We start from the raw sequence: 25,089 nt of genomic DNA on the forward strand, positions 1-25,089 counted from the left end.
CGCGACGAGGCGCGCGGGAGTCGTGGTGAGCCCTGGGCTCAGCCCTTCGTTCCGCCCGAGGTGAGCCCGGTCACCAGGTTCTTCTGCACGAAGTAGAAGAACGCGGAGATCGGTATGGCGATCAGCACCGCGGTGGCGGCCATGAGGTTGCGCTGCGCGTCGTGCTCGCTGACGAAGGTCTGCAGACCGACGGCGAAGGTGTACTTCGTGTCGGACAGCATGAACGTCGACGCGAACGCCACCTCGCCGAAGGCCGTGAGGAAGCTGTAGAACGCGGCGACCGCCAGGCCCGGCTTGGCGAGCGGCAGGATCAGTCGCGCGAAGGTGCCGAAGGGGGTCAGCCCGTCGACGCGCCCCGCCTCGTCGATCTCGAACGGGATCGTGTCGAAGTACCCCTTCATCAGCCACGCGCAGTACGGGACGACGGTGGAGCAGTAGACGAGGATCAGACCGGGGTAGGTGTCGATAAGCTGCAGGTCCGACAGGATCTGGTACATCGGCACCATGAGGACGGCCACCGGGAACATCTGGGTCACCAGCAGGACCCACATGAACTTCTTGTAGCCGGGGAAACGCATCCGCGAGACCGCGTAGCCGGTGGTGGCGGCGATGATCACGCCGATGAGCGTGGTGCCGAGCGTGACGACGGCCGTGGTCAGCAGCCAGTCGAAGAACTTCGTCTCCTTCAGCACGAAGGAGTAGTTGGCGAGCGACATCTTGCTCCAGATGCCACCCGGGTGGAGGTAGTCGTCCTTGTCCGGGCCGAGGGACAGGAAGACCAGCCAGGCCACCGGGAAGAGCGCGATCAGGCTCGCGACGATCAGGATGCCGTGGGAGACGAGGGACGTGGCGCGGCTGTTCTCGCCGCGGCCGCGCGGGCGCAGTCGGGAGGAGGCGAGGACCTGCGGGGTCACTGGGCGGTCGTCCTTGATCTCAGGGGGCGTTGCGGTGCTCATGGGGACTCCTGCCTCAGATCGCGAGCTGCTGGTCGTTGCGGTTCAGCCAGCGGCGGTAGAAGGAGGTGAAGACGATCAGGATGGCCAGCAGCAGGATGCCGTAGGCGGCCGACTGCGCGAAGTCGCGCGGCTGCTGTCCGAAGCCGAGGTAGTAGGCCCAGGTGACGAGGATCTGCGCGTCGGGGGCGGTGTCGCCGAACAGCAGGAAGATGATGGCGAACTGGTTGAAGGTCCAGATGATGCCGAGAAGTACGACGGTGGAGCTGACGGACCTGAGGCCCGGCAGGGTGACGTAGCGGAACTGCTGCCACTTGCTGGCGCCGTCCATCTCCGAGGCCTCGTACAGCGAGGAGTCGATGGACTGCAGCCCGCCGAGCAGCGAGAGCATCATGAACGGCACACCGCACCAGGTGTTCACCATGATCGCGGCGAACCGCTGCCAGAAGGTGTCCTCCAGCCACAGCGGCGTCGGCAGGTGGAGCGTCTCCAGGAACGAGTTGATGATGCCGCCGTCGGCGAGCATGAACCGCCAGCCGAAGACGGTGACGAAGGTCGGCACGGCCCACGGCAGGATCAGGATCAGCCGGTACAGGGTGCGGCCGCGCAGCTTCTGGTTGAGCAGCAGGGCGAGGCCGAGGCCGATGGTGTAGTGCAGGGTGACGCAGAGCGCGGTCCAGACGATCGTCCAGATGAAGTGCGACCAGAAGCGATCGTACGCCGTCTCGCCCCACAGGATGTCGGCGTAGTTGTCGAGGCCGATGAACTTGTAGGTGGCGTCGATGTGGTTGACGCCGATCGTGCGGGCGCTGTTGAGGCTGTTGGCGTCGGTGAGGGTGAGGTAGAAGCCGTACACCAGGGGGTAGATCACGAGGACGCCGAGGACGATCACCACCGGGGCGATCATCGCGTAGGCGTACCAGTGCTTCTGGTAGCCGTGCTTGAGGCGCTGGCCCAGCCCGGGGCGCGGCGCGCGGTCACCGCGGCGCTTGCCGGTCGCGCGGTCGATGGCGACTGTCATGGTTCGACAACCTTCTCGAAATTCGGCAGGTCAAGGGGTGTACGGCTCGATGGTGTACGGCGCACAGGCCGGTGGCCGCCGGAACTCTCCCCCCATGATCAGGGAGTTCCGGCGGCCACTCGGGTTCACTTGCTGAAGTCCGGGACCAGCTTGGCGATGGCGACTTCGGCGTTGCTCAGGCCCTTGTCCAGGGACTCCTTGCCCCCGGCGACCTTCAGCAGCTCGGTGTCCAGCGGGCCCCACAGGGAGCTGTACTCGGGCAGGGCCGGGCGCGGCTGGGCGGAGGACAGCACGGTCTGGTAGCCGGCGATGCCCGGGTCGGCCTTGACCTCGGCGGTGTAGGCGTCGTCGCGGGTCGGCAGCGTGTTGTTCTTCAGCGCGATGGTCTCCTGGGCCTTCGCCGAGGTCATGAAGTTCACGAACTTCAGCGCGGCCTTCTGGTGCGCCTCGTCGGATCCGGCGTACACGGAGAGGTTGTGGCCGCCGGTCGGGGCGCCCGCCTTGCCGGAGGAGCCGGCCGGGACGGTGGCGATGCCGAGGTTGGCCTTGTCCTTGAACGCCGAGCCCTTGTAGAAGTTGGTGATCTCCCACGGACCCTGCATGATCGCGGCGACCTTGCCGTTGACGAACGCCTCCTGGATGTGGGCGTAGGCGTCGGCGGTGGTGTCGGCCTTGTGCAGGCCCTTGCCGTCGAAGAGGCTCAGCCAGGTGCCGTAGCCCTTCTTGGCGGCGGCCGAGCTGACGGTGATCTTCTTGGCGTCGGCGTCGACGGTGTCGGTGCCCTCGCCGTAGAGGAACGTCTGGGCGTAGTAGGCCTGGGTGGAGCCCCAGTAGCCGTCGACGCCGGTCTTGTCCTTGATCGTGGCGGCGGCCTTCTTCAGGTCGTCCCAGGTCTTGGGGGCCTCGACGCCGGCCTTCTTGAACAGGTCCTTGTTGTAGACGAAGGCGAGGGTGTCCGTGGTGAACGGGACGCCGTACGTCTTGCCCTCGTACTTGGCCTGCTCGATGAGGTTGGACTTGAACTTGGCCTGGTCGGCGAGGGCCTCGGTGCCGTCCAGCGGCGCGAAGAAGCCCTTCTTGGCGAAGGCGGGCGTCCAGCCGACCTCGGAGCGCAGCACGTCCGGGGCGCCCTTGGAGCCGGCGGCCGTGTCGAACTTGTTCTGCGCCTGGTCGAAGGGGACGTTGACGTACTTGACCTTGATGTCCTTGTTGGCGGCCTCGAACTCCTTGACCAAGGCCTGGTACGTCGGCGCCTCGTTGGTGGCGTTGGAGGTGTCCCACCAGGTGATGGTGACCGGCCCGCTCGAGTCGCTGCTGCTGTCGTCCCCGCCGCAAGCCGTCGCCGCGAGAGCGAGGGACGCCACCAGCGCGGTGGCCGCTATGCCACGCCGCATGAGTTCTCCTTGAGGGTGAAAGCCCGTGTGGTGCAAGGACGGCCCCGTCTGCCTGTCCTCGCTGTCTTGCCGACTGCGCCGTTGCGGCCGCCGGGCGACGTGAACGTAACAGCGCTGAAAGACTTACGAAAGACCTTGCAGCAAAAAAGTGCAAGACGCCTTCGAAGTTATCCGGGTGTGACCTCTCGGCGACCGCGGTGAGACGCTTGTTTACACGGGTGGAGCGCTAGTGGGGCCGGTTGTGCAAGACTCTGCAAGCTCTTGCCATCACTTTCACGAGGGAGCGCGATGACGCAGCAACCCGGACCGGGCCGATCACCAGGTCGCCCACGGCGTCCGATTGGTGTGCAAGGCGACATGCGGCCGGTACAGTCCAGTCCCGTGACCACACGGCTTGCCGACATCGCTGCTCAGGCGGGGGTGAGCGAAGCGACCGTCAGCCGAGTCCTCAACGGCAAGCCGGGCGTCGCCGCCACCACCCGCCAGTCCGTGCTGGCCGCACTCGACGTGCTCGGCTACGAGCGCCCGGTGCGGTTGCGGCAACGAAGCGAGGGCCTGGTGGGCCTGATCACCCCGGAGCTGGAGAACCCGATATTCCCGGCGTTGGCGCAGGTCATCGGCCAGGCGCTGACCAGGCAGGGCTACACCCCCGTACTGGCCACCCAGACTCCCGGCGGCTCGACCGAGGACGAACTCACGGAGATGCTCGTCGACCGCGGGGTCGCCGGCATCATCTACGTCTCAGGGCTGCACGCGGACACCACGGCCGACATGCAGCGCTACGAGCGCCTGCGCGCCCAGGGCGTCCCCTTCGTCCTGGTCGACGGCTTCTCCCCCAAGGTCCAGGCACCCTTCATCTCCCCCGACGACCGCGCCGCGATGAGCCTGTCGGTCACGCACCTGGTCTCCCTGGGCCACACCCGCATCGGCCTCGCGCTCGGCCCCAAGCGCTTCGTTCCGGTCCAGCGCAAGATCGAGGGCTTCGTCCGCACGATGCAGGAGCAGCTCAGCCTGCCGGCGAACGTCATAGAAACAGAACTGATCCAGCACTCCCTGTACACGCTGGAGGGCGGACAGGCCGCCGCCACGGCCCTCATCGACCGCGACTGCACCGCGGTCGTCTGCGCCAGCGACATGATGGCGCTCGGCGCGATACGGGCGGCCCGGCAGCGCGGCCTGGAGGTCCCGAAGGACGTCTCGGTCGTCGGCTTCGACGACTCCCCGCTGATCGCCTTCACCGACCCGCCCCTCACCACCGTCCGCAAGCCGGTCCCGGCGATGGGCCAGGCCGCGGTACGCACGCTGCTGGAGGAGATCGGCGGGACTCCGGCGCCCCACAGCGAGTTCGTGTTCATGCCGGAGCTGGTGGTGCGCGGTTCGACGGCTTCGGCCCCAGGGAACAGAAACCATCACTAAGTCGTCCGTAGGGCGGAGAATCCCCGCATCCCGCCCTGCGTCGGTAGGAGACCGGCGCGGTCCGCCCGCCGTAGAACGTGCATCCTGAACCCAACCGGAGGATGATCGGTCGGGGAAGTCTTTTCTGGCAGACTCTGTGCCCATGGGTGACACCACCGTGACGACACTGGAAGGCCGGGAAGCGGCCGTTCCGCACCCCGTCGCGGACGACGCGGACGAAACGGGGCGGGGTCCCCTGCGCCGTGTGCGCACCCCGCGCCGCCCCCGCCTCTGGTTCGAGGTTCTGCTGATCGCGGTGAGTTACTGGACGTACTCACTGATCCGCAACGCGGTACCGGAACAGAGGGCCGAGGCGCTCAGCAACGCCGACTGGCTCTGGAAGCTGGAGCACCACCTCGGCATCGCCGTCGAGGAGTCGGTCAACCACACCGTGAACTCGGTGACTTGGCTCATCGTCGGCATGAACTACTACTACGCGACGTTGCACTTCATCGTCACCCTGGCCGTCCTGGTCTGGCTGTACCGCAGCCACCCCGGCCGCTACGCGGCGACCCGCCTGGTCCTGTTCGCCACCACAGGTGTGGCCCTGGTCGGTTACTACCTGTATCCGCTCGCTCCCCCACGGCTGATGACCGACGGCGGCTTCATCGACACGGTGATGGTCCACGACACCTGGGGTTCGATGGCCTCGGGCGACCTGAAGAACATGTCGAACCAGTACGCCGCGATGCCGTCGATGCACATCGGCTGGTCCGTCTGGTCCGGCCTGACGATCTTCGCCCTGGCGAGGATCCCCTGGGTACGCGTCCTGGGCCTGCTGTACCCCACGGTGACCCTGCTGGTGATCGTCGCGACGGCCAACCACTTCTGGCTGGACGCGGTGGGCGGCATCCTGTGCCTGGCGTTCGGCTACACGGTGGCGTGGCTCTGGTACGGAGCGCTGCCGCACGCACTGCCAAGGCGAGTGGCGCCACCACGCACGCATGCGCACCCGCCCACGGCGAGCACGGGACGTGCCGCGGGGTGTCCGCCCCCAGCGGCAGGCGTCAACACACAGCACCTCTTGAGAGGCGGCGACCGCCCGACCGAGGACGGACACCCCCCGGCGCTGCCCCGCCCCACCCGCAAACCGTAGGCGCTACGCGCACCCCCACAAGGCGGCACAGGCCGCCGCAGGCATGGACGCGCACGCCCACCGAACCCGCACGGGCCGCCGCAGGCACCCCGGCCCGACCGCCGGAGGCATCACGCCCCGTAGAACAGCTCCTCCACCACGCTCCGCGCCCGACGCGCCGTGCGCCGGTAGGCGTCGAGCATGTCGCCCACGTGACCGGGCTCGCACCCCAGATAGCGCCCCACCGCCGCCAGCTCCCGGGGGTCCGAGGGGAAGGTGTCGCCGGCCCGCCCCCGCACGAGCATCACGGCGTTGCGGACCCGCGTCGCCAGCACCCACGCCTCGTCCAGGATCGCCGCCTCCTCGGCCGGGATGAGCCCGGCCGCACACGCGGCGGCGAGGGCGTCCCGCGTCCGCGTCGTCCGCAGGCCCGGCTCGGCCCAGCCGTGCTGAAGCTGGAGGAGCTGGACGGTCCACTCGACGTCGGAGAGCCCGCCGGGACCGAGTTTGGTGTGCAGCTTGGGGTCGGTGCCGCGCGGCAGGCGCTCGGACTCCATGCGGGCCTTCAGCCGGCGGATCTCGCGCACGGCGTCCTCGCCGAGACCCTCCGCGGGGTAGCGCAGGGGGGCGATCAGGTCGATGAAGCGGCGCCCCAGGTCCTCGTCCCCGGCCACCGCCTCGGCCCGCAGCAGCGCCTGCGACTCCCAGACCAGGGACCAGCGGCGGTAATACGCCTCGTACGAGTTCAGCGTGCGCACCAGCGGACCCGACTTGCCCTCCGGCCGCAGGTCGGCGTCGATCAGCAGGGGCGGATCCGAGCTCGGGATCTGGAGCAGTCGGCGCATCTCCGCGACCACCCGGTTCGCGGCCTGCGCGGCCTCCTGCTCCTCCACGCCTTCCCGCGGCTCGTGCACGAACAGGACGTCCGCGTCACTGCCGTAGCCCAGTTCGTGCCCGCCGAAGCGGCCCATGCCGATGATCGCGAAACGGGTGGGCAGGGTGTCGCCCCAGCCCTCGCGGACGACGGCCCGGAGCGTGCCCGCGAGCGTCGCCGCCGTCAGGTCCGACACCGCCGCGCCGACGCGGTCCACGAGAGCGCCCTGGTCGGCCTCGGCCGGCTTCGTCTCGGTGCCGTAGGAGTCGACGATGTCGGCGGCGGCCGTACGGAACAGCTCGCGCCGCCGCACGCCGCGTGCCGCCGTGACCCCCTGTACGGCACCGGCCGCGCGGCCCACCCCGGCGAGGATCTCCTGCTCCAGGTGGCTGCGCGAGCGCGGTTCCAGATGACCGGTGCCGCCGTCGCCGTCACCGAGCAGCGCCACCGCCTCCGGTGCCCGCATCAGCAGGTCGGGGGCGAGGCGGCCCGCCGACAGGACGCGGGCGAGGTTCTCGGCGGCGGCGCCCTCGTCCCGCAACAGCCGCAGATACCAAGGGGTCTTGCCGAGCGCGTCCGACACCTTGCGGAAGTTCAGCAGGCCCGCGTCCGGGTCCGCCGAGTCCGCGAACCAGCCCAACAGCACCGGCAGCAGGGTGCGTTGGATCGCCGCCTTGCGGGTGACGCCGGAGGCCAGCGCCTCCAGGTGGCGCAACGCGGAGGCGGGATCGGCGTACCCGAGGGCGACCATCCGCTCCCGTGCCGCCTCGGCACTCAACCGCGCCTCGCCCGGGGCGAGTTGGGCGACCGCGTCGAGCAACGGACGGTAGAAGAGCTTCTCGTGCAGTCGTCGTACGGCGCTCGCGTGCCGTTTCCATTCGCGGTTCAGCTCGGCGACCGGGTCGGCGCGCAGGCCGAGGGAGCGGCCGATGCGCCGCAGATCGGCGTCGTCCTCGGGCACCAAGTGCGTCCGGCGCAGCCGGTAGAGCTGGATGCGGTGCTCCATGGAGCGCAGGAAGCGGTAGGCGGCGTCCAGCTGCGCGGCGTCCGCACGGCCGACGTAGCCGCCGGCGGCTAGCGCGCGCAGGGCGTCCAGGGTGGTGCCGCTGCGCAGGGAAGCGTCGTCCCGGCCGTGCACCAACTGCAGCAGCTGCACGGCGAATTCGACGTCGCGCAGGCCTCCCGGGCCGAGCTTGAGCTGGCGGTCCAGCTCGGCCACGGGGATGTTCTCGACGACCCGGCGGCGCATCTTCTGCACGTCGGCGACGAAGTTCTCCCGCTCGGCGGCCTTCCAGACCAGGGGCTCCAGCGCGGCGACGTACTCCTCGCCCAGCTCGATGTCGCCCGCCACCGGGTGGGCCTTGAGCAGCGCCTGGAACTCCCAGGTCTTGGCCCAGCGCTGGTAGTAGGCGAGGTGGCTGCTGAGCGTGCGCACCAGAGGGCCGTTCCTGCCCTCGGGGCGCAGATTGGCGTCCACCGGCCAGATCGAGCCCTCGACGGTGGTCTCGGAGCAGATCCGCATCATGTGCGAGGCGAGCTTGGTGGCGGACCGCAGCGCCTTGCCCTCGTCGGCGCCGTCGGCGGACTCCCCCACGAAGATCACGTCGACGTCGGAGACGTAGTTCAGCTCGTGGCCTCCGCACTTGCCCATCGCGATCACCGCGAGCCGGCACTGCGCGGCGTCCTGCGGGGCGGCCGCGCGGGCGATGGCGAGCGCCGCGCGCAGGGTCGCGGTGGCGAGGTCGGCGAGTTCGGCGGCCGTCTGGGCCACGTCCGTGGTGCCGCACACGTCACGCGCGGCGATGGACAGCAGACAGCGCCGGTAGGCGACGCGCAGCGACACCGGGTCGGTGGCCTCGGCGAGGCCACTCTCGAACTCCTCCACCTCGGGGTGCAGATCCCGCGGCTCGTACATGACCAGCGCCTGCCAGTCGCTCGGATGCCGGGCGAGGTGGTCGGCGAGCGCGGCGGAGGCGCCGAGCACGCCGAGCAGCCGGTCGCGCAGGGGCTTGGCCGCTATCACCGTGTCGAGCAGTTCCCGCTGGGCGGCGGGGCCGGGCTGTGCCTCGAGCAGCCGGACGAGACCGTGCAGGGCGAGGTCCGGGTCCGCGGTGGCGCCCAGGGCCTCCAGCAGCACCGGGTCGTTCCTGATCGGCGCGACCTCGGCGCTGTCCAGGAGCCGCTCGGCGGCCGAGGGGTCGGTGAATCCGTGCCGCAGCAGCCGGCTGAAGGTACTGCTCCTGCGCCCCGGCGCCGTCATGCTCGGCCTCCCGTCCGATCGGGGCCCCACGCGCCCGATCAAGGTCGTACGCGACTGAGCCTAACCGGAGTGGCTGCGCAAAGCGCCGGGCCGCTGGGCTTGGGGCGGGGATGCCTGCGGCGGCCTGTGCGGGTGGGGTGGGGGTTCGCGTAGCGCCTGCGAGCGCGTTGTGGGTCGGGGACGTGCCGGGGGGCTTCGCGGCCACTTCGCCATGCCGGTCCAGGCAATTCAGCCCGTCCGGCGTTTGAGGACGAGGCCCCTTCAGGGCCGAAGCGGGGGTCTGGGGGCCACAGGCCCCCAGCAGGGCCCGCAGCGACGCCGGTGCCTTGGAAGTAGCGGAACCTGCTCCTCACGTGGCGCAGAGCATCGTTTTCGGCTTCGGTAAGGGTGAACCGTTCAGCCAGACCCGTTGGCGATTCACCTTGGAGGACTAGCGATGGACTTCACGCTCGAAGTGATCCCGCTGCCCGTGAGCGACATCGACCGGGCCCGCGACTTCTACCGGGACAAGGTCGGCTTCCACGTCGACATCGACCAGGAAGTGATGCCCGGCATGCGCATCGTCCAGCTCACGCCTCCGGGCTCGGGCTGTTCGATCGCGCTCGGCGACAGCATCTGGGAACTGACCAAGGGCGCGACCACGCCCAAGCCCGGCTCCTACCAGGGCCTCCAGCTGTGCGTCGCCGACATCAAGGCGGCCCACGCGGAGCTGGTGGAGCGCGGCCTTGAGGTGTCGGAGCCGGTCCAGTACTCCCCCGACGACGGCGCGACGTTCATGTACTTCACGGACCCGGACGGCAACGGCTGGTCGATCCAGGAGTACCGGCGCAGGGCAACCGACCCCCTGCACAGGCTCCTGGCGGATCTGGCCGCCAAGCGGCAGCAGGCGCGGTAGGCCGGCAGCGGGCCGACGGCTGAGTCACCGTCGGCCCGAATGGCCGCCCAGGCGGGAGAGCCCCCGCCCGCGCTTACAGCACCGGCAGATTCTTCCGCAGCTCGAACGCGGTCACCTCGGAGCGGTACTCCTCCCACTCCTGGCGCTTGTTGCGCAAGAAGAAGTCGAAGACGTGCTCGCCCAGCGTCTCGGCGACCAGGTCGCTGTTCTCCATGAGGGTCAGCGCCTCGCCGAGGTTCTGCGGGAGGGGCTCGATGCCCATCGCGCGGCGCTCGGCGTTGGACAGCGCCCACACGTCGTCCTCGGCCCCCGGCGGCAGCTCGTAGCCCTGCTCGATGCCCTTGAGGCCGGCGGCCAGCAGGACGGCGTACGCCAGGTAGGGGTTCGCGCCGGAGTCCAGGGAACGGACCTCGACCCGTGCCGAACCCGTCTTGCCGGGCTTGTACATCGGCACGCGGACCAGGGCCGAGCGGTTGTTGTGGCCCCAGCAGATGTACGACGGGGCCTCGCCGCCGGCGCCCGCGGTGCGCTCGGAGCCGCCCCAGATGCGCTTGTAGGAGTTCACCCACTGGTTGGTGACCGCGGAGATCTCCGCCGCGTGCCGCAGCAGGCCCGCGATGAAGGAGCGGCCGACCTTGGAGAGCTGGTACTCGGAGCCGGACTCGTAGAACGCGTTGCGGTCGCCCTCGAAGAGCGACAGGTGCGTGTGCATGCCGCTGCCCGGGTGCTCGGAGAACGGCTTCGGCATGAAGGTCGCCTGGACGCCCTGCTCCAGCGCCACCTGCTTCATGACCAGGCGGAACGTCATGATGTTGTCCGCCGTGGACAGCGCGTCCGCATACCTGAGATCAATTTCCTGCTGACCCGGCGCGCCCTCGTGGTGGGAGAACTCGACCGAGATGCCCATCGACTCCAGCATGGTGATCGCCTGGCGGCGGAAGTCCATGCCGATGTTCTGCGGGGTGTGGTCGAAGTAGCCGGAGTTGTCGGCCGGGGTGGGGCGCGAGCCGTCGAGGGGGCGGTCCTTCAGCAGGAAGAACTCGATCTCGGGGTGCGTGTAGAACGTGAAGCCCAGGTCGGAGGTGCGCGCCAGGGCGCGCTTCAGCACGTACCGCGGGTCCGCGAAGGACGGGGAGCCGTCCGGCATGAGGATGTCGCAGAACATGCGGGCCGTGCCGGGGGCCTCGGCGCGCCAGGGCAGGACCTGGAAGGTCGACGGGTCCGGCTTGGCGATCATGTCGGACTCGTAGACGCGGGCGAAGCCCTCGATCGCCGAGCCGTCGAAGCCGATGCCCTCGTCGAAGGCCTGCTCCAGCTCGGCGGGGGCCACGGCCACGGACTTGAGGAAGCCCAGCACGTCCGTGAACCACAGCCGTACGAACCGGATGTCGCGCTCCTCCAACGTCCGGAGCACGAACTCCTGCTGCTTGTCCATCTTCCGCTTCCCCATCCTTGCTGGTCAGGCCGCCTGTCTCCGGTACCGCAGGAGGCGGTCGGGCACCTGAGCATCACACCACAACACCATTTCAGGCGCGTTGCGCACCTTGATCGCCGAAGCGAGCTCGGGTCGAACGCCCGGCGAACGGCGGGTGTCCCGCCATGGTGCCCGGTGAACTGCTCTGCCGCCCATCTTGCCTGCTCGGACCGACATCCGTAATGCCCGGCCCCACAGGACCCACCCCACTTTAATTTGCATCTTGGATGCAAGTTTTAATGAGGGTGGGCGGTCGCCCCCGTACCGCCCCCGACCGCGACCGGTCACGCCCGGTCGAACCTGAGGAGATCCGATGCTGTCCGAGCAGTCCGCCGCCACCGTGCGCGCCACCCTCCCCGTCGTCGGCGGGGCCATCGGTGAGATCACCGAGCGCTTCTACGCCGGGCTGTTCGCCGCCCGCCCCGAGCTGCTGCGCGACCTGTTCAACCGCGGCAACCAGGCGGCCGGCACCCAGCGGCAGGCCCTGGCGGGGTCGATCGCCGCGTTCGCGACGTACCTCGTGGACCACCCCGACGAGCGGCCCGACGCGATGCTGGGCCGCATCGCCCACAAGCACGCCTCCCTGGGCGTCACGGCGGAGCAGTACGCCCTCGTCCACGAGCACCTCTTCGCCGCCATCGCCGACGTGCTCGGCGAGGCCGTCACGCCCGAGGTCGCGACCGCCTGGGACGAGGTCTACTGGCTGATGGCGAACGCGCTGATCGCGATCGAGAAGCGGCTGTACGAGGAGCGCGACGGGGGCGGACGGCGGGAGTGGGAGGTCGTCGCACGCGTCGAGGAGACCGCCGACGTGGCCACCTTCCGGCTGCGCCCGGCCGACGGCGGTCCGGTGCCGGACTTCCGGGCCGGGCAGTACGTCTCCGTCCAGATCGAGCTGCCGGACGGGGCCCGTCAGATACGCCAGTACAGCCTGTCCGCCGCGCCCGGCTCGCCCCTGCGCCAGATCAGCGTGAAGCGGGTGCAGGGCGCTACGGCTCGCGGCGGCACGTCTCCCGACGGCGAGGTCTCGAACCACCTCCACGCACGCGTGCACGTCGGCGACCGGCTGCGTCTGTCGGCGCCGTACGGCGACCTCATCCTCGCGGGCACCGACGCCCCGCTGCTCCTCGCCTCCGCCGGCATCGGCGTGACCCCGATGGTCGCCATGCTGGGTCAGCTCGCGGACACCGGGCACGAGGGCCGCGTGGTCGTCGTGCACGGCGACCGCTCCCCCGCCGACCACGCCCTGCGCGCCGACCACGAGGCGTACGCCGGGAAGCTGCCTGACGCGTCGGTCCACTTCTGGTACGAGACGGACGCCGACGACACCGACGCCTCCCACCGCACCGGCCTGGTCGACCTCACCGGCATCGCCGTACCGAAGGGCACGCGCGCGTACCTGTGCGGTCCGCTGCCCTTCATGCGGGCGGTGCGCACGCAGCTGATCGAGCAGGGCGTGGCCCCGGCCGACATCCACTACGAGGTGTTCGGGCCGGACCTGTGGCTGGCGCAGGCGGGCTGAGCCGAGCCGGGTCTCAGGGCACGCGGCCGGGCCTCAGGGCACGCGGCCGATCTGCAACAGCAGCGGCCCGGTGGGGTCCGCGGTCACGTCGGCCACCGTCAGCGGGTCCAGCGAGGCGAAGAAGGCCTCCTGGGCCCGCCGCAGCGCGCCGCGCAGCCGGCACCCGGAGTGCAGCGGGCAGGGGTGGTCGCCCTCGCACTCCACGACGTCGCCGTCCCCCTCGAAGGCGCGCACGACCGCGCCGACCGACGCGGTACGGCCCTTGTCGCTGAGCGTGAGCCCGCCGCCGCGGCCCCGGCGGGCGTCCACCAGGCCCATGTGCTGCAACTCGGCGACGACCTTGGCGGCGTGCGTGTACGGCACCTCCATGTCCGCCGCGACCTCGCGGGTCGTCGGCGTGGCCTCCCCCAGGACGGCGAGCCGCATGAGGAGGCGCAGTGCCAGGTCGGTGGAGCGCAACAGCCGCATGTGAGGCAGCGTAGATAATGCGCATCCGCCGTTCAAAATATCCGGCGCAGCCTCCCAGCCCGCCGGCTGTCGGCCGGTCGGACGGGTGGTCCCGATCCGGACTTTCCTGTGCCCTCTCTACGAAGGGGCACACCCGCCCCATTACGATCAGCGGACCCGACCGTCCCTTTCCCCAGAAGGACCACACCTCATGGGCTCCGCCAAGAACAAGAGCAGCGCTTCGCGCAAGGCGCGAATAGAGGAGATGCGGCGTGCCGAGCAGGCCCGTGAGCGCCGCAACCGCATCCTCACGATCGCGGCCAGCGTGGTGATCGTCGCCGGTCTCGTCGTCGGCGGTGTCGTGCTCGTCCGGTCGCAGTCCGACAAGAGCGACACGGCGGCCGACTCCACGACCACCGGCAAGTTCGTGACCGGCAAGGACGGCGTGCGGACCTGGGAAGGGAAGCTGGGCCGCACCCACGTCGCCAAGAGCGTGAAGTACTCCTCGGAGCCCCCGGTCGGCGGCGACCACAACCAGGTGTGGATGAACTGCAACGGCGACGTCTACACCAAGGAGCTCAAGAACGAGCACGCCGTGCACTCGCTGGAGCACGGCGCGGTGTGGGTGACGTACACCTCCAAGGCGTCCAAGGCCGACGTCGAGGCGCTGGCGGCGAAGGTGAAGCAGACGCCGTACACGCTGATGAGCCCGGACGACAAGCAGAAGGACCCGATCATGCTCACCGCGTGGGGCCACCAGCGCACGGTGACCAGCGCGAGCGACCCGAACGTGAACAAGTTCTTCGAGACGTACGTCCAGGGCAAGCAGACGCCCGAGCCCGGCGCGGCGTGCACAGGCGGTCTGTCGGAGTGAGGCAGCACGTCGGCTGGACAGCGGGAACCGCGGCGGCAGTGCTCGTCGCGGCCGGCGCGATCACCTACGCGGTCGCCGAGGACGGTGGTTCGAGCAGTACGCCGAGCGCCGGCTCGGCGGACGCCGGGTTCGCGCGGGACATGGCGGTGCACCACCAGCAGGCCGTGGAGATGTCGTACATCGTGCGCGACCGCACGAAGGACGAAGAGGTACGGCGGCTCGCGTACGACATCGCTCAGACGCAGGCCAACCAGCGCGGCATGCTGCTGGGCTGGCTGGACCTGTGGGGGTTGCCGAAGGTGTCGTCGGACGCGCCGATGACCTGGATGGGCATGGGTGACATGGCCTCCGGCAAGGACGGCGCGCTGATGCCGGGCATGGCGACCAACACGGAGATGAAGAAGCTCGACGGCCTCAGTGGCAAGCAGGCGGAGATCTTCTATCTCCAGCTGATGACGGACCATCACAAGGGCGGCATCCACATGGCCGAGGGCTGTGTCGACAAGTGCACGGTCGGCGTGGAGAAGCGGCTCGCGCAGGGCATGGTGGACGCGCAGCAGTCGGAGATCGACCTGATGACGGACATGCTGAAGGAGCGGGGCGCGAAGCCGCGGTCGTAGCGCCTGGGCTGCTCGTGAAATGGCTTTGTCATTAGGTTAGTTGGGACCTTCTTGGGCCGGGCATGGACCTGGCGTGAACGGTTCGTCGCTTAAGTGGCCACCGTCGGGTGATCCACTCGCACACACGAACCGCACAGGGGGTTCCATGAGATATCGACGCGCCGCGCTGCGCGCCTCGGTGAGCATGGCGGCGACACTGCCTCTGCTCACCGGCGCGCTGGCGCTCGGCATACCCGCGGCGCACGCCGCGGACCAGCAGGGCCGGGACACGCTCTCCGGCACCAAGCCCGCCTGGGCCACGGCCAAGGCCGACCGGGGCTCGGCCTCGGACCGTGCCGAGGTCTCCGCCCGCGTCTACCTCCGGGGCCGGGACGCGGCCGGTCTCGCCGCATGGGCGAAGGCCGTGTCGGACCCGGGCTCGGCGTCGTACGGCAAGTACCTGAGCGCCGACCAGGCCCAGGCCCGCTTCGGCGCGACGAAGGCCCAAGTCGCGGCAGTCAAGGGCTGGTTGACGTCGGCGGGCCTGAAGGTCACGGGCGTCACGCAGCACTACGTCGCCGTCACCGGCGATGTGGCCGCCGCGGAGAAGGCGTTCGGCACGCAGCTGCACAACTACACCAAGGGTGCGAGGACTTACCGCGCTCCCACGACGGCCGCCTCGGTGCCCGACAGCGTGAAGGACGCCGTGCTGACCGTCACGGGCCTGGACAACGCGCCGCACCTGGCGAGCCACCAGGACCAGCTCCCGCCGCCGGAGACCGTGTTCCGCAACGCCGGGCCGTTCTCGACGTACCACGGCTCGAACGTGGCGAGCACGCTGCCGGACGCGTACGGCACGAAGATCCCGTACGCCGTCAAGGGCTACACCGGCAAGCAGCTGCGCGCGGCGTACGGCGCCGGCACGCGCACCGGCAAGGGCGTGCGCATCGCCATCACCGACGCGTACGCCTCCCCGACCATCGCCTTCGACGCGGCCACCTACGCGAAGCGGAACGGCGACGCGGCCTACACCAGCGGCCAGTTGCGCCAGGTCCTGCCCGCGAAGTACACGCGAACCGACGAGTGCTCGGCGGCCGGCTGGTACGGCGAGGAGACCCTCGACGTCGAGGCCGTGCACGCGGTCGCGCCCGGCGCGCAGATCACGTACGTGGGCGCCGCCTCCTGCTACGACGAGGACCTGCTGGACTCGCTCAGCAAGATCGTCGACAACCATCTCGCCGACGTCGTCTCCAACTCCTGGGGCGAGGTGGAGGCAGCCCAGACGCCGGACCTCGCGGCCGCCTACGACCAGGTCTTCCAGTTCGGCGCGGTCGAGGGGATCGGCTTCTACTACTCCTCCGGCGACGACGGCGACGAGGTCGCGAGCAGCGGGACCAAGCAGGTCGACATCCCGGCGAGTTCGGCGTGGGTGACGGCGGTCGGCGGCACCTCGCTGGCGGTCGGCAAGGGTGACAAGTACCTGTGGGAGACCGGCTGGGGCACGGAAAAGGCGGTTCTGTCGGGCGACGGCAAGAGCTGGGTCGACTTCCCCGGCGCCTTCAACTCCGGCGCGGGCGGCGGCACCAGCAGGACGGTTGCCGAGCCGTACTGGCAGCAGGGCGTCGTGCCGGACGCGCTGGCCAAGGCCAACGACGCCGCCGGCAACCGCGTCGTCCCGGACATCGCGGCGATCGCCGACCCGAACACCGGGTTCCTGGTGGGCCAGACGCAGACCATGCCGGACGGCAGGACGCAGGCCTACGACGAGTACCGCCTCGGCGGCACCTCGCTCGCCGCGCCGGTGATCGCGGCCGTCCAGGCCCTGGCGCAGGAGGCGCGCGGCGGGAAGCCGATCGGTTTCGCCAACCCGTCGATCTACGCGCGGTACGGCTCGAAGGCCTACCACGACGTCACGGACAACCCGACGGGATCCGGGCTCGCGGTGGCACGCGTCGACTTCGTCAACGGCTATGACGCGACGGACGGCCTGACCACATCGGTACGCAGCCTGGGCAAGGACAGCTCCCTGCAGGCCGTGAAGGGCTACGACGACGTGACGGGCGTGGGCACGCCGGCGAGCGGCTACGTGGAGTCGTACCGCCGCCGCTGACCACCGGCTCGGCCGCACAAAGAGGCGCCCCGCCGACGGGGGAAGATCGGCGGGGCGCTTTTGGTGCCGCAGTGGTTCAGGGGGTTCCGAGCCCGGCCGGGCTCAGTGCACGGAGTGCTCCTCCAGCGGGAACGTTCCGCCGACCACGTCCTCCGCGAACGCCTTGGCCGCGTTGCCCATGACCTCGCGGAGGTTGGCGTACTGCTTCACGAACTTCGGGACGCGGCCGCCGGTCAGACCCAGCATGTCCGTCCAGACCAGGACCTGCGCGTCCGTCTCGGCTCCGGCGCCGATGCCGACCGTCGGGATGTGCAGGACGCGGGTGACCTCGGCCGCGAGCTCCGCCGGGACCAGTTCCAGGACGACCGCGAACGCGCCCGCGTCCTGGACGGACTTCGCGTCGCGCAGCAGCTGCTGGGCGGCCTCCTCGCCGCGGCCCTGGACGCGGTAGCCCATGGCGTTGACGGACTGGGGGGTCAGGCCGATGTGGGCCATGACCGGGATGCCGGACTCGACCAGCAGCCGGATCTGGTCGTGGGAGCGCTCGCCGCCCTCCAGCTTCACGGCGCCGACGCCCGCCTCCTTGACCAGCCGGGTCGCCGAGCGCAGCGCCTGCACCGGGCCCTCCTGGTACGAGCCGAAGGGCAGGTCGCCGACGATCAGGGCGCGCGAGGTGCCTCGTACGACGGCCGCCGACAGCATGGTCATCTCGTCGAGCGTGACGGGCACCGTGGTGTCGTAGCCGAGGTGGCAGTTGCCCGCCGAGTCGCCGACGAGCATGACCGGGATGCCGGCCTCGTCGAAGACGGACGCGGTCATCGCGTCGTAGGCGGTGAGCATGGGCCACTTCTCGCCCCGCTCCTTGGCGAGGGCGATGTCCCGGACAGTGATGCGGCGGGTGCCCTTCCCCCCGTACAGCGCCTTGCTGCCGTCGGAGGGCTTCGCCTGAGGCGTCTGGGCAGCCGAAAGCTGCGTCATTGCAACGGCTCCTTCTGTCATCTCGAGGCGCCCTGACGGCGTCCCCGGATCCCCTCCATGGTGGCACTTCGTGCCAGGGAGGGCTAGGCCCTGTCGTTTGGATCACCCCGTGTGAGTTCCGCCCCGCGAGTCGCCCTGGCGTTCGCCCCGCGTAAGGTCTCGGCAAAAACTTTCGATACGAGACGGTGCCGTATCGTAAATCGCCTACGCTCGACGGCATGACTTCACTCGCCCCTGACACCGGCCCCCGCATACCGGAAGCCGTGCACCGGCGCCGCTGGGCGATCCTCGGCGTGCTGATGCTGAGCCTGCTGATCGTCGTCCTCGACAACTCGATCCTGAACGTCGCCATCAAGACCATCTCGACCCCGGCCCCGACCGGCCTGGGCGCCACCCAGAGCGAGCTGGAGTGGGCGATCAACGCCTACACCCTCGTCTTCGCCGGCCTCCTGTTCAGCGCGGGCATCCTGGGCGACCGGCTCGGCCGCAAGAAGGTCCTGCTCGGCGGCCTCGCGGTCTTCGGCGTCGGCTCCGCCCTCGCCGCGTTCTCCGGCTCGCCCGGCGAGCTCATCGCCTTCCGCGCGGTGATGGGCCTCGGTGCCGCCTTCGTCATGCCGGCCACCCTCGCCGTCCTGATGAACGTCTTCGAGCGCGACGAGCAGCCCAAGGCCATCGGCATCTGGGCGGGCGGCGTCGGACTCGCCATCGCCATCGGCCCGATCACCGGCGGTGTCCTCCTCGACCACTTCTGGTGGGGCTCGGTCTTCCTCATCAACGTGCCGATCGTGCTGCTCGCGCTCGCGCTGATGCTGTGGCTGGTCCCGGACTCCCGTGATCCGAAGCCCGGCCGCATCGACCCCATCGGCGTGGTGCTCTCCGTCGTCGGCCTGGTCCTGCTCGTCTACGGCATCATCAAGGGCGGCCAGCTCGCCGACTTCACCGACGCCACGGTCCTCGCGACGATCGCCGCCGGACTCGCCGTCCTCGTCGCCTTCGTCGTGTTCGAGAAGCGCAGCGACCATCCGTCCATCGACGTCACGTACTTCAAGAACAAGGTCTTCTCGGCCGCGATCGGCGTCATCGCGCTGGTCTTCTTCGCCCTGATGGGCGTGACCTTCTTCTCGGTCTTCTACACCCAGAGCGTGCGCGGCTACTCGCCCCTGCAGACCGGCCTGCTGATGCTGCCGCTCGCCGCCGCCCAGATGATCTTCGCGCCACGCGCCCGGCTCGTCGTCGACCGGTTCGGCAACCGGGCCACCACCACCGGGGCCATGCTGCTCATCGCCGCCACCCTGGCCGCGTTCGCCACGTTCGAGGCGGACACGCCGATCTGGCTCCTGGAGGTGGTGTTCTTCCTGATGGGCGCCGCCATGGCGCACATCATGACCCCGATCAGCGTGGTCATCATGCAGGCCATGCCCCGCGAGAAGGCCGGCTCCGCCTCCGCCCTCAGCAACACCTTCCGCCAGGTCGGCGGCGCGCTCGGCATCGCCGTACTGGGCTCGGTCCTGTCGACCGCGTACCGCAGCGGCATCGAGGACCGGCTCACGGTGCTGCCGGAGGGCGTACGGCACACGGCGGGCGAGTCCATCGAGGCCACCCTCGGCGTCGCCGACCGGCTCGGCGCGCGGGGCGAGGCACTCGTCGGACCGGCCCACGACGCCTTCCTGCACGCCATGCACGTCACCGCGCTGTGGGGTGCCGGCGTCGCGGTGCTCGGCGCGGTGGTCGTGGCGCTGTTCCTGCCGGGGCGGCCGACGGCGCCTCAGGAGGGAGAGACGGAGCGGGAGTTGGCGGCCGCGGAGTAGGAGCGCAGTGGGCACACGCCGACACGCTTCGTACCCGCCGTCGCCGTACACCGCCGTACACCAGGGAGAATCAGCACAGCCCATCGAAAGGACCGACCCAAGTGCCCCTCGCCGACAGCCAGCCCCGGCAGGACGGCCCCGCCCGGGGCCGCCCCCGCAGCGAGTCCGTGGAGCGGTCCATCATCGAGGGCGTCATCAAGCTGCTGGAGGACGGCGTGCCGCTCGCGGAGCTGTCCATCGAGCGCATCGCGCGCACCGCCGGCGTCGGCAAGGCCACCATCTACCGCCGCTGGAGCGGCAAGGAGGAGCTCTTCGTCGACGTCGTGCGGGCCGCCGAACCCCCGGACCCCGAACTGCCCGGCACCTCCGTGCGCGACGACCTCGTGACGCTTCTTGAGCAGTTGCGCAGGCGCGGTCTGATGACCCGTTCGTCGGTGCTCCTGCACAACGTCATCGCCCAGATGAAGAGCAGTCCGAAGATCTGGGACGCCTATCACGCGATCGTCGTCGAGCCGCGGCGCAGGAAACAGCACGAGATCCTGCGCCGCGGGCAGGAGAGGGGCGAGCTGCGCACGGACATCGACGTCGACGTGATGAACGACATGATCTTCGGCCCGATGCTCGTGCGTGCCGTCATGCGCCCGGACGCGGACCTTCCGCAGGGACTGGCGGAGCAGATGGTCGACGCCGTGCTCGAAGGTCTACGGCCCGTCAGTTCACGCACCCCGTAGATCGCATGTGCGCGTTTCGTCACAGAGCGCGCTTTCCCTCGCCGTAGCCGGAACTCGTGAAGGTGACTTGTACGTCCTCGCCCCCGTACGGCCGTCATGAGTACGGCAGGAACGAGGCCGATCATCCCCTAGGGTTTCTTTGGGCGCGGGGGGACGACGGTGTGCACGGCAGGTAGTGAGGCGACGGTATGGCGCAGCAGGCGTACGTGACGGAGACGGACAACGGCGGCTCGGGGCCCGAGCGCCGGGAATCTGGGCTTCGGCGCCTGACGAACCGCTTGAAGGGCCTGGTGGCCGGCTGGCGCGGCGACCCGCGCATCTGGCAGCGCGGCATCGTGGTGGCCGCCCTCGCGGTGATGCTCGCCCTGGTGATGCTGCTGCACGCGCAGATCCCGAACGTGGTCGGCAACCTCGGCAGCCTGACCGAGACGTTCCTGCCCTGGCTGGGCCTGTTCGTCCCGGTGCTGCTCCTGCTGGCCCTGGTCCGCAAGTCCGCGACCGCGCTCATCGCCGTGCTGCTCCCGGCGATCGTGTGGCTGAACCTCTTCGGCGGCCTCCTCGTCGACCGGACTGGCGCAGGCGGCGACCTCACGGTGGCCACGCACAACGTCAACGCGGACAACGCCGATCCGTCCGGCACCGCCCGCGACGTGGCCGCGTCCGGCGCGGACGTGGTGGCCCTGGAGGAGCTGACGGCCGGCGCGGTCCCGACGTACGAGAAGGCGCTGGCCTCGACGTACAGGTACCACTCGGTGCAGGGCACCGTCGGGTTGTGGAGCAAGTACCCGCTGAGCGGCGTCAAGCCGGTCGACATCAAGCTGGGCTGGGTCCGTGCCATGCGGGCCGCGGTGACGACGCCGTCCGGGCAGGTCGCGGTGTACGTCGCCCACCTGCCGTCGGTGCGGGTGAAGGTGGAGGCCGGGTTCACCGCCCGGCAGCGCGACAAGAGCGCCAACGCGCTGGGCGAGGCCATCGCCCACGAGCAGTTGCAGAAGGTGATCCTGCTCGGCGACCTGAACGGCACGATGAACGACCGCGCGCTCAACGCCGTCACCGCCCAGATGCGCTCCACGCAGGGCGCGGCGGGCAGCGGGTTCGGGTTCAGCTGGCCGGCGTCGTTCCCGATGGCGCGGATCGACCAGATCATGGTGAAGGGCCTGGAGCCGGAGAGCTCGTGGACGCTGCCGGAGACGGGGAGTGACCACCTCCCGGTGGCCGCTCGTGTGAAGGTCGACACGTCCTCGTAACCAGAGGGAATACTGGGGCTGAGAGCCTTTGTTCCGACGATGAACATAAGCTTCGTCCGGAACTGCTCTCACCCTCGATCCCTCGAAAGGCACGGCTGCTTTCATGCCCCTGGCCCTGCTCGCCCTCGCCGTCGGCGCCTTCGGCATCGGTACCACCGAGTTCGTGATGATGGGCCTCCTGCCCGAAGTCGCGAACGACCTGCACATATCCATCCCCACCGCCGGGCATCTGGTCTCGGCGTACGCGCTCGGCGTCGTGATCGGCGCCCCGCTGCTGGCGGCGGTCGCGGCACGCATGCCGCGCCGTACCGTCCTGATCGGCCTGATGGCCCTGTTCGTCGCGGGCAACGCGCTGTCCGCCTTCGCCCCCGACTACCACTGGCTGGTGGCCGCCCGCTTCCTGAGCGGACTGCCGCACGGCGCCTTCTTCGGCGTCGGCGCGGTCGTGGCGACGAACATGGTCGCGCCGGAGCGCAAGGCCCGCTCCGTGTCGCTGATGTTCCTGGGCCTGACGGTGGCCAATGTCGCCGGCGTGCCGGTGGCCACCCTGATGGGACAGCACCTGGGCTGGCGGGCGACCTTCCTCGGTGTGAGCACGATCGGTCTGGCGGCCATGGCGTCGCTGGCGCTGCTGATCCCGCGCGCCGAGACGGACGCCGCTCAGCCCGTCGGTCTGCGCGGTGAGCTGGCGGCTCTGCGCTCCCTGCCGGTGTGGCTCGCCCTCGGCACGACGGTCGCGGGCTTCGGCGCGCTCTTCGCCGCGTACAGCTACGTCACGCCGATGCTGACCGACTCCGCCGGGTACGCCGACGCCAGCGTGACGCTGCTGCTGGCGCTGTTCGGCGTGGGCGCGACCATCGGCAACCTGCTGGGCGGACGTCTGGCGGACCACTCGATGCGCAAGACCCTGTTCGGCGGCCTGCTCTCCCTGGCCGCGGTGCTGGCCCTGTTCCCGCTGCTGATGTCCACGGCGTGGAGCGCGGCCCTGGCGGTGACGCTGCTCGGCATGGCGGCGTTCGTGACCGGCTCCCCGCTCAACCTGATGGTGATGGAGAAGGCGTCGTCGGCCCCGTCCCTCGCCTCCTCCGCCAACCAGGCGGCCTTCAACCTCGCCAACGCGGGCGGCGCCTGGATCGGCGGCCTCGCCCTCGCGGCCGGCTTCGGCGTGACGTCCCCGGCCCTGGCCGGCGCGGCACTGGCCGTGCTCGGGCTCGGCGTCGCGGGGGCCGCGTACGCGGTGGACCGGCGCCGGGTCGCTCCGCGGGCCGGTCGGGAGCGCGTGGTCGCGGGGCATGTTCCGCAGCAGGCCGAGACGGTCCGGTACTGAGCTCTGCGAGACCTACGGCGAAGGGGCGCCCGGTATCACCGGGCGCCCCTTCGTCTGAACCTGCACGTCCTGTCGGTGATCCGTGGGGCCTGTCGGTGATCTGTCGGCCCTGTCGGTGATCTGTCGGTCGTTTGTCGGTGCGCCCTGACACCGTCATCCCCATGACGCGAATCGACAAGAAGCCGAGCGGCGTGAGCACCGCCGTCTCTGTGCGGGGGTTGGTCAAGCACTACGGCGAGACCAAGGCTCTGGACGGTGTGGACCTGGACGTCCGCGAGGGCACCGTCATGGGAGTGCTCGGGCCGAACGGGGCCGGCAAGACGACCCTCGTGCGGATCCTGTCCACACTGCTGGCACCCGACGCCGGGCAGGCCACCGTCGTCGGATACGACGTCGTACGGCAGCCTCGGCAGCTGCGCCGGGTGATCGGACTGACCGGGCAGTACGCCTCCGTCGACGAGAAGCTCCCCGGGTGGGAGAACCTCTATCTCATCGGGCGGCTCCTGGACCTGCCCCGCAAGGACGCACGCGCGCGTGCCGACGAACTGCTGGAGCGGTTCTCGCTGACCGAGGCCGCCAAGCGGCCCGCGAGCACGTACTCCGGCGGTATGCGGCGGCGGCTCGACCTGGCGGCCTCCATGATCGGGCGGCCGGCCGTGCTGTTCCTCGACGAGCCGACCACGGGGCTCGACCCCCGCACCCGCAACGAGGTGTGGGACGAGGTCAAGGCCATGGTCGGGGACGGTGTGACCGTACTGCTGACCACCCAGTACATGGAGGAGGCCGAGCAGCTCGCCTCCGAGCTGACCGTCGTCGACCGGGGCAAGGTCATCGCGGGCGGGGGGATCGAGGAGCTGAAGGCCAAGGTCGGCGGACGGACCCTGCGGATCCGGCCGGTCGACGCGCTGCAGCTGCGCCCGCTCGCCGGCTATCTCGACGATCTCGGCATCACCGGGCTCGCGACCACGACCGTGGACACCGACAGCGGCACCCTGCTCGTGCCGATCCTCAGCGACGAGCAGCTGACCGCCGTCGTCGGCGCCGTGACCGCCCGCGGCATCACGCTCGGCTCCATCAGCACCGAACTGCCCAGCCTGGACGAGGTGTTCCTCTCCCTCACCGGCCACCGCGCCAGTGCCCCGCAGGACACCGTGCCCACCGACGACCGCGAGGAGGTCGCCGTATGAGCGCCGCCACCACTCTTCCCACCGCCGCGACCACCGACGACGCCCGCATTTCGCTGCGCGGGCATCTGCGGCACACCGGCGCCCTCGTCCGCCGCAATCTGCTGTGGATCCGCCAGGACCCGGAGTCGATGGCCGACGCGCTGCTGATGCCGGTCATCTTCACCCTGCTGTTCGTGTTCGTCTTCGGCGGCTCGATCGGGCAGGCGCTGGGTGGCGGGCAGGACCAGTACGTGCAGTACGTGATCCCCGGCATGATCGCGATGATGAGCATGACGCTGTCCCAGGGCGTCGGCACCGGCTTCAGCCAGGACTTCAACTCCGGTGTCATGGACCGCTTCCGGTCCCTGCCGATCGGGCGCGGCTCGGTGCTGTTCGCGAAGATCTCGGTGGAGCTGCTGCGGATGCTGTTCGCGACCACCGTGCTGATGATCGTCTCCGTGGCGGTCGGGTTCGACATCACCAACTGGCCCGGGCTCTTCGCCACCGTGGCCCTGTCCACGGCGTTCGCCTCGTCGATCATGTGGGTGTTCCTCACCCTGGGCGTGATCATGAAGAACGCGCAGTCCGTGCAGGCGATGGGCTTCCTGGTGCTGTTCCCGCTCCAGTTCGGCTCGTCGATCTTCGCGCCGACCACGTCGATGCCGGGCTGGCTGCAGGCCTTCACCGACTACAACCCGCTGTCCACGCTCGCCGACGCCGCGCGCGGACTGATGGTGGGCGGGCCGGTCGCGCACGACCTGTGGGTGACGCTGGGCTGGTCGGTGGCGATCACTGCGGTGATGGCGCCGATCGCGATCCACAAGTTCCGGACGAAGAGCTGACGTATCCGGCTCCGCCCCGGTGTGCGTCGGAGTCGGT

Annotated in this window: 20 protein-coding genes; 13 read left to right on the top strand and 7 right to left on the bottom strand. The window is 70.0% G+C overall.

What is annotated here, in order from left to right; all coding sequences use genetic code 11:
- Positions 1-38 precede the first annotated feature (38 nt).
- The 3 genes from PBV52_RS12655 to PBV52_RS12665 all read right to left on the bottom strand — a co-directional run bounded on the left by PBV52_RS12655 (position 39) and on the right by PBV52_RS12665 (position 3,368).
- Complete coding sequence (locus tag PBV52_RS12655) at positions 39-956, bottom strand: sugar ABC transporter permease (protein WP_274238440.1); 918 nt, start codon at positions 954-956, stop codon at positions 39-41.
- 13 nt (positions 957-969) lie between these two features.
- Positions 970-1,974: a carbohydrate ABC transporter permease gene (locus PBV52_RS12660; protein WP_274238441.1), complete on the bottom strand. Its 1,005-nt coding sequence runs from the start codon at positions 1,972-1,974 to the stop codon at positions 970-972.
- A gap of 125 nt (positions 1,975-2,099) precedes the next feature.
- Entirely contained in the window at positions 2,100-3,368 is a 1,269-nt protein-coding gene (locus PBV52_RS12665) for an extracellular solute-binding protein (RefSeq protein ID WP_274238442.1), read from the bottom strand.
- Positions 3,369-3,749: 381 nt separating this feature from the next.
- On the opposite strand from PBV52_RS12665, the gene PBV52_RS12670 reads away from it, so the two are divergent.
- Both PBV52_RS12670 and PBV52_RS12675 read left to right on the top strand, forming a co-directional pair.
- Entirely contained in the window at positions 3,750-4,784 is a 1,035-nt protein-coding gene (locus tag PBV52_RS12670; RefSeq protein ID WP_274238443.1) for a LacI family DNA-binding transcriptional regulator, read from the top strand.
- Between the two features lie 142 nt (positions 4,785-4,926).
- Positions 4,927-5,919: a phosphatase PAP2 family protein gene (locus PBV52_RS12675; RefSeq protein WP_274238444.1), complete on the top strand. Its 993-nt coding sequence runs from the start codon at positions 4,927-4,929 to the stop codon at positions 5,917-5,919.
- 110 nt (positions 5,920-6,029) lie between these two features.
- On the opposite strand, the gene PBV52_RS12680 is transcribed toward PBV52_RS12675, so the two are convergent.
- Complete coding sequence (locus tag PBV52_RS12680) at positions 6,030-9,032, bottom strand: bifunctional [glutamine synthetase] adenylyltransferase/[glutamine synthetase]-adenylyl-L-tyrosine phosphorylase (protein ID WP_274238445.1); 3,003 nt, start codon at positions 9,030-9,032, stop codon at positions 6,030-6,032.
- Positions 9,033-9,468: 436 nt separating this feature from the next.
- Between PBV52_RS12680 and PBV52_RS12685 the strand changes: the two genes are divergently transcribed.
- Positions 9,469-9,927: a VOC family protein gene (locus PBV52_RS12685; RefSeq protein WP_274238446.1), complete on the top strand. Its 459-nt coding sequence runs from the start codon at positions 9,469-9,471 to the stop codon at positions 9,925-9,927.
- 73 nt (positions 9,928-10,000) lie between these two features.
- On the opposite strand, the gene glnA is transcribed toward PBV52_RS12685, so the two are convergent.
- Positions 10,001-11,362 carry a type I glutamate--ammonia ligase gene (glnA, locus tag PBV52_RS12690; RefSeq protein ID WP_128437205.1) on the bottom strand — a complete coding sequence of 454 codons (1,362 nt, stop codon included), beginning with the start codon at positions 11,360-11,362 and terminating at the stop codon, positions 10,001-10,003.
- 352 nt (positions 11,363-11,714) lie between these two features.
- Here glnA and PBV52_RS12695 point away from each other — a divergent pair, with 352 nt between their 5' ends.
- Complete coding sequence (locus PBV52_RS12695; RefSeq protein ID WP_274238447.1) at positions 11,715-12,923, top strand: globin domain-containing protein; 1,209 nt, start codon at positions 11,715-11,717, stop codon at positions 12,921-12,923.
- 33 nt (positions 12,924-12,956) lie between these two features.
- On the opposite strand, the gene PBV52_RS12700 is transcribed toward PBV52_RS12695, so the two are convergent.
- The gene (locus PBV52_RS12700) at positions 12,957-13,391 is read right to left on the bottom strand and encodes an Rrf2 family transcriptional regulator (RefSeq protein WP_274238448.1); all 435 of its coding nucleotides are present in this window, start codon (positions 13,389-13,391) and stop codon (positions 12,957-12,959) included.
- Positions 13,392-13,581: 190 nt separating this feature from the next.
- On the opposite strand from PBV52_RS12700, the gene PBV52_RS12705 reads away from it, so the two are divergent.
- From PBV52_RS12705 to PBV52_RS12715, 3 genes are all read left to right on the top strand, one after another.
- Positions 13,582-14,244 carry a DUF3105 domain-containing protein gene (locus tag PBV52_RS12705; RefSeq protein WP_274238449.1) on the top strand — a complete coding sequence of 221 codons (663 nt, stop codon included), beginning with the start codon at positions 13,582-13,584 and terminating at the stop codon, positions 14,242-14,244.
- Positions 14,241-14,864 (top strand): DUF305 domain-containing protein, encoded by a 624-nt coding sequence (locus PBV52_RS12710; protein WP_274238450.1) that lies wholly within the window; start codon positions 14,241-14,243, stop codon positions 14,862-14,864. Before PBV52_RS12705 ends, PBV52_RS12710 begins: the two co-directional genes overlap by 4 nt.
- A gap of 145 nt (positions 14,865-15,009) precedes the next feature.
- Positions 15,010-16,953 (top strand): protease pro-enzyme activation domain-containing protein, encoded by a 1,944-nt coding sequence (locus PBV52_RS12715; protein WP_274238451.1) that lies wholly within the window; start codon positions 15,010-15,012, stop codon positions 16,951-16,953.
- Between the two features lie 102 nt (positions 16,954-17,055).
- Here the strand turns inward: PBV52_RS12715 and panB are convergent, their stop codons facing one another.
- Positions 17,056-17,931, bottom strand: a complete 876-nt coding sequence (panB, locus tag PBV52_RS12720) for a 3-methyl-2-oxobutanoate hydroxymethyltransferase (RefSeq protein ID WP_274238452.1) — start codon at positions 17,929-17,931, stop codon at positions 17,056-17,058.
- Positions 17,932-18,149: 218 nt separating this feature from the next.
- Between panB and PBV52_RS12725 the strand changes: the two genes are divergently transcribed.
- From PBV52_RS12725 to PBV52_RS12750, 6 genes are all read left to right on the top strand, one after another.
- On the top strand, positions 18,150-19,739 hold the full coding sequence (locus PBV52_RS12725) for an MFS transporter (RefSeq protein ID WP_274238453.1): 1,590 nt from the start codon (positions 18,150-18,152) through the stop codon (positions 19,737-19,739).
- Between the two features lie 101 nt (positions 19,740-19,840).
- The gene (locus tag PBV52_RS12730; protein ID WP_274238454.1) at positions 19,841-20,470 is read left to right on the top strand and encodes a TetR/AcrR family transcriptional regulator; all 630 of its coding nucleotides are present in this window, start codon (positions 19,841-19,843) and stop codon (positions 20,468-20,470) included.
- Positions 20,471-20,658: 188 nt separating this feature from the next.
- The gene (locus PBV52_RS12735) at positions 20,659-21,717 is read left to right on the top strand and encodes an endonuclease/exonuclease/phosphatase family protein (RefSeq protein WP_274238455.1); all 1,059 of its coding nucleotides are present in this window, start codon (positions 20,659-20,661) and stop codon (positions 21,715-21,717) included.
- Positions 21,718-21,820: 103 nt separating this feature from the next.
- The gene (locus tag PBV52_RS12740) at positions 21,821-23,044 is read left to right on the top strand and encodes an MFS transporter (protein WP_274238456.1); all 1,224 of its coding nucleotides are present in this window, start codon (positions 21,821-21,823) and stop codon (positions 23,042-23,044) included.
- 161 nt (positions 23,045-23,205) lie between these two features.
- Positions 23,206-24,231: an ATP-binding cassette domain-containing protein gene (locus PBV52_RS12745; RefSeq protein ID WP_274238457.1), complete on the top strand. Its 1,026-nt coding sequence runs from the start codon at positions 23,206-23,208 to the stop codon at positions 24,229-24,231.
- The gene (locus tag PBV52_RS12750) at positions 24,228-25,052 is read left to right on the top strand and encodes an ABC transporter permease (protein WP_274238458.1); all 825 of its coding nucleotides are present in this window, start codon (positions 24,228-24,230) and stop codon (positions 25,050-25,052) included. Before PBV52_RS12745 ends, PBV52_RS12750 begins: the two co-directional genes overlap by 4 nt.
- The last annotated feature ends 37 nt before the right edge of the window (positions 25,053-25,089 follow it).

It is taken from the genome of Streptomyces sp. T12, from assembly GCF_028736035.1.
Lineage (GTDB): Bacteria > Actinomycetota > Actinomycetes > Streptomycetales > Streptomycetaceae > Streptomyces.